At 66.6% G+C, this 13,903-nt stretch carries 11 protein-coding genes; 3 read left to right on the forward strand and 8 right to left on the reverse strand.

Annotated elements, in window-relative coordinates; all coding sequences use genetic code 11:
* Positions 1-4 precede the first annotated feature (4 nt).
* Positions 5-1,387: a class-II fumarase/aspartase family protein gene (locus tag EJP67_RS20085; RefSeq protein ID WP_240650713.1), complete on the reverse strand. Its 1,383-nt coding sequence runs from the start codon at positions 1,385-1,387 to the stop codon at positions 5-7.
* A 118-nt stretch (positions 1,388-1,505) separates the two neighbouring features.
* On the opposite strand from EJP67_RS20085, the gene EJP67_RS20090 reads away from it, so the two are divergent.
* Positions 1,506-2,249, forward strand: a complete 744-nt coding sequence (locus tag EJP67_RS20090) for a GntR family transcriptional regulator (protein ID WP_126023459.1) — start codon at positions 1,506-1,508, stop codon at positions 2,247-2,249.
* 25 nt (positions 2,250-2,274) lie between these two features.
* Here EJP67_RS20090 and EJP67_RS20095 read toward each other — a convergent pair whose 3' ends face one another.
* From EJP67_RS20095 to EJP67_RS20110, 4 genes are all read right to left on the reverse strand, one after another.
* Positions 2,275-3,045, reverse strand: a complete 771-nt coding sequence (locus tag EJP67_RS20095) for an ABC transporter permease (RefSeq protein ID WP_126023460.1) — start codon at positions 3,043-3,045, stop codon at positions 2,275-2,277.
* A gap of 13 nt (positions 3,046-3,058) precedes the next feature.
* Positions 3,059-3,913 carry an ABC transporter ATP-binding protein gene (locus tag EJP67_RS20100; protein ID WP_126023461.1) on the reverse strand — a complete coding sequence of 285 codons (855 nt, stop codon included), beginning with the start codon at positions 3,911-3,913 and terminating at the stop codon, positions 3,059-3,061.
* Complete coding sequence (locus tag EJP67_RS20105) at positions 3,913-4,944, reverse strand: ABC transporter substrate-binding protein (protein WP_126023462.1); 1,032 nt, start codon at positions 4,942-4,944, stop codon at positions 3,913-3,915. Before EJP67_RS20105 ends, EJP67_RS20100 begins: the two co-directional genes overlap by 1 nt.
* Positions 4,945-5,152: 208 nt before the next feature.
* On the reverse strand, positions 5,153-7,453 hold the full coding sequence (locus EJP67_RS20110) for an NADP-dependent malic enzyme (protein ID WP_126023463.1): 2,301 nt from the start codon (positions 7,451-7,453) through the stop codon (positions 5,153-5,155).
* A 252-nt stretch (positions 7,454-7,705) separates the two neighbouring features.
* Between EJP67_RS20110 and EJP67_RS20115 the strand changes: the two genes are divergently transcribed.
* Positions 7,706-9,040: an NAD(P)/FAD-dependent oxidoreductase gene (locus EJP67_RS20115; protein ID WP_126023464.1), complete on the forward strand. Its 1,335-nt coding sequence runs from the start codon at positions 7,706-7,708 to the stop codon at positions 9,038-9,040.
* Positions 9,041-9,183: 143 nt separating this feature from the next.
* On the opposite strand, the gene EJP67_RS20120 is transcribed toward EJP67_RS20115, so the two are convergent.
* The 3 genes from EJP67_RS20120 to gcl form a co-directional block, all read right to left on the reverse strand.
* Entirely contained in the window at positions 9,184-10,095 is a 912-nt protein-coding gene (locus tag EJP67_RS20120; RefSeq protein ID WP_126023465.1) for a 2-hydroxy-3-oxopropionate reductase, read from the reverse strand.
* A gap of 35 nt (positions 10,096-10,130) precedes the next feature.
* Positions 10,131-10,916, reverse strand: a complete 786-nt coding sequence (hyi, locus tag EJP67_RS20125) for a hydroxypyruvate isomerase (RefSeq protein ID WP_126023466.1) — start codon at positions 10,914-10,916, stop codon at positions 10,131-10,133.
* A gap of 163 nt (positions 10,917-11,079) precedes the next feature.
* Entirely contained in the window at positions 11,080-12,870 is a 1,791-nt protein-coding gene (gene gcl / locus EJP67_RS20130; protein WP_126023467.1) for a glyoxylate carboligase, read from the reverse strand.
* Positions 12,871-12,981: 111 nt separating this feature from the next.
* Here gcl and EJP67_RS20135 point away from each other — a divergent pair, with 111 nt between their 5' ends.
* On the forward strand, positions 12,982-13,887 hold the full coding sequence (locus EJP67_RS20135; protein ID WP_126023468.1) for a LysR family transcriptional regulator: 906 nt from the start codon (positions 12,982-12,984) through the stop codon (positions 13,885-13,887).
* Positions 13,888-13,903: the final 16 nt, after the last annotated feature.

The following is a 13,903-nucleotide window of genomic DNA, read 5'->3' on the forward strand; positions in this document are numbered from 1 at the left end:
TGGTTCAGGCCGCCACTTCGGCGGAAAGTGCGAGTGCGCGGTCCACCATCTGCGGCGCGAGGCCCAGGTAGTTCGCCGGATCGGTCAGGCGGTCGATGGCCGCGCGGTCGAAGTGCTTCGTGACCTCGGGCAGCGCCGCCAGCGCCTCGGCCAGCGTGCCGCCCTTCTCGTTGACAGTGCGGCAGGCGTCGTAGACCACGTCGTGCGCCTGCTGGCGGCCGATGTGGGGAGCCATGCCCATCATCACGGCCTCGGCCACGATCAGGCCCCGGCTGATGCCCAGGTTGTGCTTCATGCGGGCCTCGTCCACGATCAGGCCGCCCAGGGCGAACCTGGCCTGGTGCAATGCGCCGGCGGTGAGGATGAAGCTCTCGGGGATGGCGATCCACTCGGCGTGCCACGGGCCGGTCGCCCGTTCGAAGTCCTGCACCATGGCATCGACCATCAGGCCCGCGTGCTGCCGCACCGCCTTGGAGGCGGCCAGCATCAGCTCGCTGGAGATCGGGTTGCGCTTCTGCGGCATCGTGCTCGACGCGCCGCGCCCCTTGACGAAGGGTTCGTAGACCTCGGCGAACTCGGTGGAGGCCATGATCATGATGTCGAGCGCGATCTTGCCCAGCGAACCCGTGACGAGTGCGAGCAGGTTCACAGCCTCCGCGAAACCGTCGCGCGCCACATGCCAGGTGGTGGCGGGCACGCCCAGCCCCAGTTCCCCGGCCAACGCCTTCTGCACCTCGAAGCCCTTGTCGCCGAGCGAGGCGAGCGTGCCGGCGGCGCCTGCGAACTCGACCACCGCCACGCGCGGACGAAGCTCGGCAATGCGCTGCTGGTGCCGGTCGAACATCGCGAGCCAGATCGCGGCCTTGTAGCCGAAGGTGATGGGCAGTGCCTGCTGCAAATGGGTGCGCCCGGCCATCGGCGTGTCGCGGTGCTTCTTCGCGAGAGCGGCGAGGATGCCGCGCAGCTCGCGGACGTCCGCTGCGATGCTGTCGAGCGCGTCGCGCACCTGGAGCGCCACGGCGGTGTCCATGATGTCCTGCGTGGTCGCGCCCCAGTGCACGTAGCGGCCTGCTTCGCCGCACATCCCGACCAACTGGTGCACCAGCGGCAGGATGGGGTAGCCGACGATGTCGGTCTCTTCGCGCATGTGGTCGAAGTCGATGCGCTCGATCCTCGATTCGCGCGCGATCGTCTCGGCCGCCTCGGGCGGGATCACGCCCACGCGCGCCTGTGCCCTGGCAAGAGCAACCTCGGTATCGATGTAGCGCTGGACCAGTGCGCTGTCGCAGAAGAGCTGCCGCATCTTCTGCGTGCCGAACGCGTCGCGGAAAAGGATGGAATCGACGACGGTGCTGGCCATCGGGAGGGAGAGGCGGGTGTTGTTCATGGATGGCCTGGCGAGAGTAGGATGTGTATGTCCGGACATATTGGATTAAATATGTTCGGACATATATAGAAAATAAGGGTTTACCCTTGATGCCATGAATGCGATCCTCGGGGGCAACATGTCTTCCCCATCCAAGCCTCATCACAGCGACATCTCGCGCCACCTGACCGAAGCCATCACCAGCGGCCATTTCGCCGTCGGCTCGGTGCTCCCGACGGAACTGGAGCTCTGCGACCACTACAAGACCAGCCGGCACACCGTGAGGGCGGCGTTGGCCGAGCTCCAGCGCGTGGGGCTGGTGTCGCGCCGCAAGAACGCCGGAACCCGTGTGGAGGCGACGAAGCCGCGCGACACCTTCCGTCCTTCTCTCGCGTCGGTGGACGATCTGGTGCAGTTCGGCACCGAGCACCTGCGGCAGGTGCAATCGATAGAGGAGGTGGCGGTTTCCGCTTCGGTGGCGAAGGACCTGGGCTGCGCGCCCGGTGCGCGCTGGCTGCGGATCTCCAGCCTGCGGCTCGACAGCAGCGGAAAAGTCGGCCCCATCGGGTGGACCGATGTGTACGTGGACCCGGCGTACTCGGAAGTCGGGGCGCTCGTGCGCGAGTCGCCCGACACCCTGGTCAGTTCATTGATCGCCGAGCGCTATGGCCGGCAGATCGCCGAGATCCACCAGGACGTGCGAGCCGACACCGTCAAGGACGCGGTATTGGCGAAGGCGCTGCAGGTGGAGCAGGGTGCGGCGGTGCTGAAGATCGTACGCCGCTACCTCGATGCGGAGGGGCTGGCCTTCGAGGTTTCGGTGTCGGTCCATCCGGCGGACCGGTTCTCGGTGTCGATGCGGCTGCAGCGTTCGGGGGCGTAGCTGCCGGCCGCATCGGCTTCGGGATCTACTGGTTCTGCGACCCCCGATGCGCCCACCCCGTCGTGTGCTTCTCGACCACGCTGAAGAGTTCGTACATCAGCATCGCCATCGCCCCCACCACCATCAGCCCCGCGAACGCCAGCCCCATCTGCATGGCAGAGCCGGCCGAGATCAGCAGGTAGCCGATGCCTTCGTTGGCAGCCGTCATCTCGCTGACCGTGGTGCCCACGAACGCCAGCGTGATCGCGACCTTGAGCGAGCCGAAGAAGTAGGGCATGGAGCGCGGCAGGCCGATCTTCATGAGCACGTCCCAGCGCCTGGCGCCGAGCACGCGCAGCACGTCTTCGAGCTCGGGCTCGAGCGTGGCGAGGCCGGTCGCGATGTTGACCATGATCGGGAAGAAGCTGATCAGGAATGCCGTGAGGATCGCCGGCCCGATGCCGATGCCGAACCACACCACCAAAATCGGCACGAAGGCCGCCTTGGGCAGCGCGTTGAAGGCCGTCATGAGCGGGTAGATCGCCGCGTACGCGATGCGCGAGCTGCCGATGACGAAGCCCAGCAGCACGCCCACCACGATCGCGAGGCCGAAGCCCGCCATCGTGACCCAGAAGGTGCGCCACGCGTGGCCCGCGATGACTTCCTTGAACTCCCAGAACTGGTTCCAGATGCGCCACGGGCTCGGGAAGATGAAGTCCGAAACCTCGAAGGCCGAGCAGATCACCTGCCACAGCAGGATCACCGCCACGAGCAGCAGCCAGGGCGACCAGCGTTCGATTTGCTTGGTGTTTCTCATGAGATCGTGCGCCTCAGTGGGAAACAGCCGCGGCGGACTGTGCGGCGCTCGCGCCGGTGTTGCGGATGGCGCCGATGTGGCCGCGCAGCTCCAGCACGATGTCGGTGAACTCCTTGGTGTAGGTGAGTTCGAGTTCGCGCGGGCGCGGCAGGTCGATCTCGCGCTTCACCACGAAGCGGCCCGGGCTCTTGCTCATCACGTACACCGTGTCGGCGAGGAACACCGATTCGCGCAGGTCGTGCGTCACCAGGATCACGTTGAACTGCTGCTCGGTCCAGAGGTCGCGCAGGATGCACCACAGCTCCTCGCGCGTGAACGCGTCGAGCGCGCCGAAGGGCTCGTCGAGCAGCAGCATCTTGGGCTCGTGGATGAGCGCGCGGCAGATGCTCGCGCGCTGCTGCATGCCGCCCGAGAGCTGCCACGGGAACTTGTCCTCATAGCCGCCCAGGCCCACCTTCTGCAGCAGGCGGCGGGCGCGCTCCTCGTACTCCTTGCGCTTCGCCTTGAAGCTGGAGCGGTAGGGCTCGACGATCTCCAGCGGCAGCAGCACGTTGTCGACCGTGGTGCGCCACGGCAGCAGCGAGGGCGCCTGGAAGGCCATGCCCGAGATCTTCAGCGGCCCGGTCACCGGCTGGCCGTCGATGCGGATCTTGCCCATCGACGGCATCTTCAGCCCGGTGGTGAGCTTCATGAAGGTCGACTTGCCGCAGCCCGAGGGCCCGACGATGGCGATGAACTCGCCGCGCTTCACCTTCAGGTCGATGGCCTCGACCGCGAAGTGGTTGGCGCGCAGCAGCTCCTCGTTGTAGGCGAGCCAGACGTCCTGGAAGTCGACGAAGGGGGCCGCGTCCTGCGATGCGGCTGCCATCACTTCTTCAGGATGTTCAGTTCGGCCGCGGGCGGCAGCAGTGCTGCGGTCCACACCGCGTCGGGGCTCACGCGCGTCTTGGTGTTGAAGGCGTCCGAAACCTGCGAGGCCATCAGCGACATGCGGCCCGCGTTGACCGCGCCGAAGCCCTCGGCGCGCGCATCGGCGCTGTTGATGACGGTGTCGATGGCCAGCTGCAGGCGGCGCGTCTCGAGCTTGCTGTCGATGATGCCGTCGCGCGCCTTCACCGACTCGATGGCCACGGCTGGATTGGCGATGACCTCCTTCGCGCCCTTGGCGAAGGCCGAGAGGAATTTCTTCACCGCCGCCGGGTTCTCCTTGATGAGCTTGGGCGAGGCGATGATGACGTTGCCGTACAGCTTCACGCCGTAGTCGGGGTAGGGAAGGATCACCACGTCGGCGGTCTTGGCGCCGCGCGCTTCCAGGTTGAGCAGCGAGGTGAAGGTGAAGCCGGTGATGGCGTCGATGTCGCCGCGCATCAGCATGGTCTCGCGCAGCGTCGGGTCCATGGCGGTCCAGTTGACCGTGCCGATGTTGTTGGCCTTGGCGAAGATCGGGAAGGCGCGGCGGCCCGCGTCGAACACCGGCGCGCCGAGCTTCTTGCCCGTGAGGTCCGAAGGCTTGGTGATGCCGCTCTTCTTGAGCGTCATGACCGAGGCCGGCGTGTTGTTGTAGACCATCATCACCGCGACAGGCTTGTTGGGGCTGTCGGGATTGTTGGCATGGAACTCCATCAGCGCCGCAAGGTCGGCGAAGCCCATGTCGTAGGCGCCCGAGGCCACGCGCGTGACCGTGCCGCCCGAGCCGTTGCCCGCGTCGATGGTCACGTCGAGGCCCGCGGCCTTGAAGTAGCCCTTGGCGGCCGGGTGGAGGAACAGCGCCGCCGGTCCCTCGAAGCGCCAGTCGAGCTGGAACTTGATCGGCGTCGGGGTCTGCGCAAGGGCCGGTGCGAGGCCGAAGCTGAGGGCCGAGGCGGCGAGGAAGGACTGGAGCAGTTGGCGCTTGTTCATGCGGAGATCGATCCGTTGGATGAAAGGGGATTGAATGCTTCTGCATTCAAGCAAAAACGGTGCCCGCACGTGATTGGTGCGAACCCTTCCTCGCGGATCGAAGCGGTGCGCGGGCGTCGCGATCTGCACCCGCTCAATGCAAAAACGCGGCCGAGGCCGCGTTTGAAGCACCGAAAGCGGGATTCTTCCCCGCTGGACGGCCTTGCGCTTACTTGTCGACCGTCACCTTCGCCACCGCCAGCGCAGTCATGTTGATGATGCGCCGCACCGTCGACGAAGGCGTGAGCACGTGCGCCGAACTCGCGGCGCCCAGCAGCACCGGGCCCACGGTGATGCCGTTGGCGCCGGTCATCTTCAGCACGTTGTAGAGGATGTGGGCCGAGTCGAGGTTCGGGCACACGAGCAGGTTGGCCTCGCCGCTGAGCGTGGTCTCGGGCAGGGCGGTGCGGCGGATTTCCTCCGACAGCGCCGCGTCGCCGTGCATCTCGCCGTCGCATTCGATGTCGGGCGCCATCTGCGCGAACAGGTCGCGCGCCAGCCGCATCTTGCGGGCCGACGAGCGGCTGGAGGTGCCGTAGTTCGAGTGCGAGAGGAAGGCCACCTTCGGCGGCAGGCCGAAGCGGCGCACTTCCTCGGCGGCCATCACCGCGATGCTGGCGAGCAGTTCGGCGCTGGGGTCTTCGTTCACGTTGGTGTCGGTGATGAACACCGTGCGTTTGTCGAGCGTGAGCGCGTTCAGCGTCGCGAAGCCCGGCGCGCCGCGCTTCAGGCCGATCAGGTTGCGGATGTGCTCCAGGTGCACGTCGAAGCGACCGACCAGGCCGCAGATCATGGCATCGGCGTCGCCCAGGTGCATCATGAGTGCGGCAATGGTGGTGTTCGAGCGGCGCACCATGGTCTTGGCGGCCTCCGGCGTCACGCCGCGGCGGCCCATGATCTTGTGGAAGCTCTCCCAGTAGGTGCGGAAGCGCGGATCGTCCTCGGGGTTGACGATCTCGAAGTCGACGCCCGCGCGGATGTGCAGGCCGGCCTTCTTGATGCGCGCGTCGATCACGGCGGGGCGGCCCACCAGGATCGGCTTGGCCAGGCCTTCGTCGACGGCCCACTGGGCGGCGCGCAGCACGCGCTCGTCCTCGCCCTCGGCGTACGCCACGCGCTTGGCGGTGGCGATCTTCGCGGCGCTGAACACCGGGCGCATGAACATGCCCGTCTGGTAGACGAAGCGCGTCAGGTGCTGGCGGTAGGCGTCCATGTCCTCGATCGGGCGCGTGGCCACGCCCGAGGCGGCCGCTGCCTTGGCCACGGCCGGCGCGATGCGCAGGATCAGGCGCGAGTCGAAGGGCTTGGGAATGATGTAGTCGGGGCCGAAGGAGAGTTCCTGGCCGGCGTAGGCGGTGGCCACCTCTTCGCTGATGTCGGCCTTGGTGAGCTCGGCGATCTCGCGCACGCAGGCCAGCTTCATCTCTTCGGTGATCTTGCTGGCGCCGCAGTCGAGCGCGCCGCGGAAGATGTACGGGAAGCACAGCACGTTGTTGACCTGGTTCGGGTAGTCCGAACGGCCGGTGGCGATGATGCAGTCCGGCCGCACGGCCTTGGCCAGTTCGGGGCGGATCTCGGGCTCGGGGTTGGCCAGCGCCAGGATGATGGGCTGGCTCGCCATGGTCTTGACCATCTCGGCGGTCATCACGCCTGGGGCCGAGCAGCCCAGGAACACATCGGCGTCCTTCACCACGTCGGCCAGGGTGCGGGCGCCGGTGTCTTTCTGGGCGTAGCGTGCCTTGGATTCGTCGAAGCCGCCCGCGCGGCCCATGTAGATCAGGCCCTTGGAGTCGCAGGCGTGGATGTTGGCGGGCTTGGCGCCCAGGCCGACCATCACGTCCAGGCAGGCGATGGCGGCCGCGCCCGCGCCCGAGACGGCGATCTTCACTTCCTCGATCTTCTTGCCCACCAGCTCCAGGCCGTTGAGCAGGGCGGCGGCCGAGATGATGGCCGTGCCGTGCTGGTCGTCGTGGAACACCGGGATGTTCATGCGCTCGCGCAGCTTCTTCTCGATGTAGAAGCACTCGGGCGCCTTGATGTCTTCCAGGTTGATGCCGCCCAGCGTCGGCTCCAGCGCCGCGATGATGTCGACCAGCTTGTCGGGGTCGCGCTCTGCCAGCTCGATGTCGAACACGTCGATGCCGGCGAATTTCTTGAAGAGGCAGCCCTTGCCTTCCATCACGGGCTTGGCGGCCAGCGGGCCGATGTCGCCCAGGCCCAGCACGGCGGTGCCGTTGGTGACCACGCCCACGAGGTTGCCGCGGGCGGTGTATTCGGAGGCGGTTGCCGGGTCGGCGGCGATGTCGAGACAGGGATAGGCCACGCCGGGCGAATAGGCCAGCGACAGGTCGCGCTGGTTCAGCAAGGGCTTGGTCGGGGTGATCGAGATCTTGCCCTTGACGGGCGAGCGGTGGTATTCGCGCGCTGCCTCGCGAAGTGCTTCTTCTGCGGGGGAAAGGGGTGCAGCCATGAAAGTCTCCTTGTTTCTGACGGGCAATGAGGCTACCGCAAAAGCAGGGCCTCCTATTACTGGGGAAATGCCGAAAACGCCTGGACCCATAGCTTCCGCTCGATAAGGCGGGTTCCGGCGGATGGGAGGGGGCTCTGGGGTTCGCTAAACTGCCGATCGTTACCAACTGGTTAACAGACCGGCCGTCCAGCCGGACATCGAGCCGGGGGTATCGCCGACAACGAAAACACCGCGAAAAGAGGGGCAACTCGCATGGCATCCGGACCTTTCAACAGCAACGATCCCGACGTCGTCGTCATCGGAGGCGGCCCATCGGGCTCCACGGTGGCCGCGCTGCTCGCGGACAAAGGGCACGACGTGGTGCTGATCGAGAAGGCGCAGCATCCGCGCTTCCACATCGGCGAATCGCTGCTGCCGATGAACATGCCGCTGTTCGACCGCCTCGGCGTGCGCACCGAGGTCGAGGCCATCGGCATCCGCAAGCACGGTGCCGAGTTCGTCTCGCCCTGGCACGATCACTCCAGCCAGTTCCACTTCGCCGAGGCGATGGACAAGAGCTTTCCCTACGCGGTGCATGTGCGCCGCTCCGAATTCGACGAACTGCTCTTCCGCCACGCCGGCAACCGCGGCGCGCGGACTTTCGAGGGACAGCGCGTCACCGGCGTGGACATGGATGCCGGCAAAGGGACGCCCGACAACAGGCCGCTGGTGAAGGTCAAGGCCGACGATGGCACCGAGACCACCTGGCGCCCGCGCTTCGTGATCGACGCCAGCGGGCGCGACACCCTGCTGTCGAACCAGTTCGACGCCAAGCGCCGCAACCGCAAGCACGCCAGCGCGGCGCTGTTCGGCCACTTCGCCAATGCCGAGCGGCGGCCTGGCCGCTTCGAGGGCAACATCACGCTGTTCTGGTTCGACCATGGCTGGTTCTGGTACATCCCGCTGAAGGACGGCACGGTGAGCGTCGGCGCGGTGGCATCGCCGGCGTACTTCAAGCGCCGCAAGGGCTCGCTGGAAGAGTTCCTGATGGAGACCATCGCGCTCGCGCCCAAGCTGGCCGCGCGGCTGAAGAACGCCACGCTGATGGAAGGCGCCACCTCCACCGGCAACTACGCCTACGACTCCAAGTTCTGCCGCGGCGACCGCTTCATGATGGTGGGCGACGCCTATGCCTTCGTCGACCCGATGTTCTCCTCGGGCGTGTACCTGGCGATGAACAGCGGCTTCGAGGCCGCCACCTGCGCCGACCTCTGGCTCAAGGGCGAGGCGAAGGAAGCCGAGAAGGCCTTCAGGCACTACGAGAAGGTGATGAAGCACGGACCGAAGATGTTCTCGTGGTTCATCTACCGCATCACCTCGCCGGCCATCCGGCGCCTGTTCATGGCCCCACGCAACATCTGGCGCATGCAGGAGGCGCTGCTGTCCATCCTGGCGGGCGACCTGTTCCGCAACACGCCCATCGGCCCGCGCTTCTGGGGCTTCAAGGTGACTTATTACGCCTCCTGCCTGGGCATCCTTCCGCAGGCCGTGAAGACCTGGGCCTGGCGCCGCCGCAACCTGAAGGAATCGCTGGAAGCGTTGAAGTAAAGCGGACAGCCGAACGCAGAGGTCGCGAAGGTTTCGCGAATGTCGCAGAAGGAAAACCAAAAAAAGGATTTCATGGTTTCTTCTGCGACTTCTGCGTAGCTTTTGTATTTCTTCTGCGTTCGGAAGTCCGCTTTCGAAGAACCTCAATCAGGCGTGACTGTGTGCTGCGCCAGCGCCTCCAGCGCGCGCACCAGCGCCGAGTGGTCGAGCTGGCCGTAGCCCAGTGCCGCGCAGGCATTCATGAGCTGCGCCGCGCCGGCCGTCTGCGGCAGCGAGACGCCCAATGAACGGGCGCTCTGCATCGCGAGGTTCAGGTCCTTCTGGTGCAGCCCGATGCGAAAGCCCGGCGCGAAGGTGCGCTTGATCATGCGTTCGCCGTGCACTTCGAGGATGCGCGAGCTCGCGAAGCCGCCCATCAGCGCCTGGCGCACCTTGGCCGGATCGGCGCCCGCCTTCGACGCGAACACCAGCGCCTCGCCCACGGCGGCGATGTTCAGCGCCACGATGATCTGGTTGGCCACCTTGCAGACCTGGCCGTCGCCGGCGCCGCCCACGAGCGTGACGTTCTTGCCCATCTTGTCGAGCAGCGGCTTCACGCGCCCGAAGGTGCCTTCGTCGCCGCCGCACATGATCGTGAGGCTCGCGGCCTTGGCGCCCACCTCGCCGCCGGAGACCGGTGCGTCGATGTAGCCGGCGCCCAGCGCGGTGATGCGGCGCGCGAAGTCCTTGGTGGCGATCGGGTCGATGGAGCTGCAGTCCACCACGATCTTGCCGCTGGAGCCCTTCAGGCCGTCGGCCACGCCCTCGGCGCCGGGCGCGCCGAAGAGCACCTTCTCCACGTCGGGCGTGTCCGGCACCATGATGAAGACCACGTCGGACTGGCGTGTCACCTCCGCCGCCGAGGCGCAGATGGTGGCCTTCGACACGAAGGGCTCGGGCGTGTTGCCGTGCGTGTTCACGAAGAGCTGGTAGCCCGCCTCGAGCAGGTGGCCCGCCATGGGCGCGCCCATGATGCCGAGGCCGATGAATCCGATCTTCTGTTGCTGCGTCGTCATGTCTCTTGTTCCTTTTCCGATGTCAGTCATTCATTTCATTGCTGCTGCGTGAGCGCGTGGCGCCAGCCGAGGCCTTCGATGGTGGTGGCGCGGGGCTTGTACTCGCAGCCGATCCAGCCGTCGTAGCCCAGCGAGTCGATGTGCCTGAAGAGCCACGGGTAGTTGATCTCGCCCGTGCCCGGCTCGCCGCGCCCCGGGTTGTCGGCCAGCTGGATGTGGCCGATGCGTGCCAGGTTCTTCGAGAGCGTGTTGCCCAGCTCGCCTTCCATGCGCTGCGCGTGGTAGATGTCGTACTGCACCCGCATGTTGGCCGAGCCGACCTCGTCGATCAGCGCCAGCGCCTGGTCGGTGCGCGTGAGGAAGAAGCCCGGGATGTCGAAGGTGTTGATGGGCTCGACCAGCAGGCGCAGGCCCGCTGCTTCGAGCTCGCGCGCGGCGAGGCGCAGGTTGGCGACCACGGTCTTGTGCGCCGCATCCCTGTCGACGCCGGCAGGCACCTTGCCCACAAGGCAGTTGACCTGCGGGCAACCCAGGACGGTGGCGTAGTTGATCGCCACGCCGATGCCTTCGGCGAACTCGCCCGTGCGGTCGGGATGGCAGGCGATGCCGCGCTCGCCCTTGTCCCAGTCGCCGGCCGGCAGGTTGTGCAGCACCTGCTCCAGGCCGTTGGCGCGCAGGGCGGCGGCGAGTTCCTTCTTCTCGAAGGGATAGGGGAAGAGGTACTCCACCCCCTTGAAGCCGGCCTTGGCGGCGGCTTCGAAGCGCTGCATGAAGGGCAGCTCGGTGAAGAGCATCGTGAGGTTGGCTGCGAACTTGGGCATGTCGGGTCTTTCAGTCGTTCATGAGGGATCGGGAACCGAACGCAGAAGTCGCGAAGGTTTCGCAGAGGTCGCAGAAGGAGAACCAAAGAAGTTTTCTTCTGCGACTTCTGCGTAGTTTTTGTATTCCTTCTGCGTTCGGCTGCCCGTATTCAGCGGTCCTTGATCAGTCCAGCAGCGCCGCAACAGCCGTCGGCGCGTCGGCCGGCGTCTCGGCCAGCGGCTCGAACTCGGTGATGTTGTCGATCTCGGTGCCCATCGCGATGTTGGTCACGCGCTCCAGCATCACCTCGATCACCACCGGCACGCTGAACTCGGCCATCAGGGCCTCGGCGCGGCGGATGGCCGGCGCGATCTCTTCCTGCCGGTTCACGCGGATCGCCTTGCAGCCCAGGCCCTCGACCACCTTCATGTGGTCGACGCCGTAGCTGCTTTCGATGCCCGCGTCGGGCGCCGCGTTGATGTTGTCGAACGCGAGCTGCACGCAGTAGTCCATCTCGAAGCCGCGCTGCGCCTGGCGGATCAGGCCGAGGTAGGAGTTGTTGACCACGATGTGGATGTACGGCAGCTTGAACTGCGCGCCCACGGCCAGCTCCTCGATCATGAACTGGAAGTCGTAGTCGCCCGACAGCGCGACGATCTTGCGCGCGGGGTCGGCGGCACGCACGCCCAGCGCGGCGGGAATGGTCCAGCCCAGCGGACCGGCCTGGCCGCAGTTGATCCAGTGGCGCGGGTTGTACACGTGCAGGAACTGCGCGGCTGCGATCTGCGAGAGACCGATGGTGCTCACGTAGCAGGTATCGGTGCTGAAGTTGTTGTTCATGCACTGGTACACGCGCTGCGGCTTCATCGGCACTTCGTCGAAGTTGGTCTTGCGCAGCATCGTCTTCTTGCGCTCGATGCATGCCTTGGCCCAGTCGCGGCGATCGGTGAGGCGGCCCGCGGCCTTCATCTCTTCGGCCACCTCGACGAAGAGTTCCAGCGCGGCCCTGGCGTCCGACACGATGCCGAAGTCGGGCGTGAACACGCGGCCGATCTGGGTGGGCTCGATGTCCACGTGCACGAAGGTGCGGCCCTTGGTGTAGACGTCGACGGAGCCGGTGTGGCGGTTCGCCCAGCGGTTGCCGATGCCCAGCACGAAGTCGCTGGCCAGCATCGTGGCGTTGCCGTAGCGGTGGCTGGTCTGCAGGCCGCACATGCCGGCCATCAGCGGGTGGTTGTCCGGAATGGAGCCCCAGCCCATGAGCGTGGGAATCACCGGCACGCCGGTGGCTTCGGCAAAGCGCACCAGCAGGTCGGATGCGTCGGCGTTGATGACGCCGCCGCCGGCCACGATCAGCGGGCGCTCGGCCGCGTTGAGCATGCCGACGGCCTTCTCGATCTGGGCCCGCGTGGCGGCCGGCTTGTAGGGCTTGAGCGGCTCGTAGCTGTCGATGTCGAACTCGATCTGCGCCATCTGCACGTCGAAGGGCAGGTCGATCAGCACCGGGCCCGGGCGGCCGGAGCGCATCAGGTGGAAGGCCTGCTGGAACACCTGCGGCACCTGGCCCGGCTCGCGCACCGTGACCGACCACTTGGTGACGGGCTTGGAGATCGATTCGATGTCCACCGCCTGGAAGTCTTCCTTGTAGAGCCGCGCGCGCGGCGCCTGGCCGGTGATGCAGAGGATGGGAATCGAATCGGCCCAGGCCGAGTACAGGCCCGTGATCATGTCGGTGCCCGCCGGGCCCGAGGTGCCGATGCACACGCCGATGTTGCCGGCCACGGCGCGGGTGTAGCCCTCGGCCATGTGCGAGGCGCCTTCCACGTGGCGCGCCAGGATGTGCGCGATGCTGCCGCGCTGGCGCAGTGCCGAGTACATCGGGTTGATCGCTGCGCCCGGCACGCCGAAGGCCTGCGTCACGCCTTCCTTTTCCATCACCAGAACCGCGGCCTGGACCGCTGTCATCTTTGCCATCTGAGTCTCCTTTGGGATGGGCTCACTGTAGGAAGCGGGGCGGATTCCAAGAAGACGGCTGCGGACCATAAAACCTATTCCAGGCTGGAATAAGTGACTACCATCCGGCCCATGGACAGATTGCTGGCAATGGAAATGTTCGTGCGCGTGGTCGAGACGGGCAGCTTCTCGAAGGCCGCGCGCGAGTTCAACACCACGCAGCCCACGGTAACCAAGCAGATCGCCGCCACCGAGGAGCGGCTGAAGGTGCGCCTTCTCAACCGCAACACCCGCGGCGTGAGCCTCACCGAGCCGGGCGCGCTCTACTACGAGAAGTGCAAGACCATCGTGCGCGAGGCCGAGGAGGCCGACAGCATCGTGCAGCTGCGGCAGACCCAGGCGCAGGGCCTGCTGCGCGTGGGTACCTCGGTGGCCTTCGGGCGTCGCGTGGTGGTGCCGCTGGCGCTCGAATACATGAGCCGGCATCCGCAGGTGCAGCTCGACCTGAGCTTCGAGGACCGCTACGTGGACCTGATCGCGCAGGGCATCGACGTGGCCATCCGCATGGGCAAGCTCGCCGACTCGTCGCTGGGCGCGCGCTACCTGGGCGCCAATCCGTGGGTCATGGTCGCCTCGCCCGCCTACCTGAAGAAGCACGGCACGCCGAAGCGCGCGCAGGACCTCAGCGCGCACGTGGCGCTGATCTACAGCAGCGTGGTGGGCGACGAGTTCTGGCGCATGCACACGCCGCGCGGCGAGCCGGTCACGGTGCCAGTGTCGGGCCGGTTCCGCTCGAACAACCTCTCGGCCGTGCTGGCAGCGGCGCGCGACGGCCTGGGCATCGCGCTCATGCCGCGCTACGTGGCCAGCGATTCGCTGGCGGCCGGCAAGGTGCGCGAGGTGCTGGGCGACCATGCGCTGCCCGAGCAGGAGATCCACGCCGTCTTCCCCTCGCCCAAGCTGGTGCCGGGCAAGGTGTCGGGCTTCGTGGCCTTCCTGCAGGGGCGCTTCGACGAAGGCTGGTGGGAGGCGGCCTGAGCGCCGACCATCGGAG

This window comes from Variovorax guangxiensis (assembly GCF_003952165.1).
Classification (GTDB): Bacteria; Pseudomonadota; Gammaproteobacteria; order Burkholderiales; family Burkholderiaceae_C; genus Variovorax; species Variovorax guangxiensis.

Coding starts and splice junctions, on each gene's coding strand:
- EJP67_RS20085 (WP_240650713.1), bottom strand. CDS start 1,387: ATGAACAACACCCGCCTCTCCCTCCCGATGGCCAGCACCGTCGTCGAT.
- EJP67_RS20090 (WP_126023459.1), top strand. CDS start 1,506: ATGTCTTCCCCATCCAAGCCTCATCACAGCGACATCTCGCGCCACCTG.
- EJP67_RS20095 (WP_126023460.1), bottom strand. CDS start 3,045: ATGAGAAACACCAAGCAAATCGAACGCTGGTCGCCCTGGCTGCTGCTC.
- EJP67_RS20100 (WP_126023461.1), bottom strand. CDS start 3,913: ATGGCAGCCGCATCGCAGGACGCGGCCCCCTTCGTCGACTTCCAGGAC.
- EJP67_RS20105 (WP_126023462.1), bottom strand. CDS start 4,944: ATGAACAAGCGCCAACTGCTCCAGTCCTTCCTCGCCGCCTCGGCCCTC.
- EJP67_RS20110 (WP_126023463.1), bottom strand. CDS start 7,453: ATGGCTGCACCCCTTTCCCCCGCAGAAGAAGCACTTCGCGAGGCAGCG.
- EJP67_RS20115 (WP_126023464.1), top strand. CDS start 7,706: ATGGCATCCGGACCTTTCAACAGCAACGATCCCGACGTCGTCGTCATC.
- EJP67_RS20120 (WP_126023465.1), bottom strand. CDS start 10,095: ATGACGACGCAGCAACAGAAGATCGGATTCATCGGCCTCGGCATCATG.
- hyi (WP_126023466.1), bottom strand. CDS start 10,916: ATGCCCAAGTTCGCAGCCAACCTCACGATGCTCTTCACCGAGCTGCCC.
- gcl (WP_126023467.1), bottom strand. CDS start 12,870: ATGGCAAAGATGACAGCGGTCCAGGCCGCGGTTCTGGTGATGGAAAAG.
- EJP67_RS20135 (WP_126023468.1), top strand. CDS start 12,982: ATGGACAGATTGCTGGCAATGGAAATGTTCGTGCGCGTGGTCGAGACG.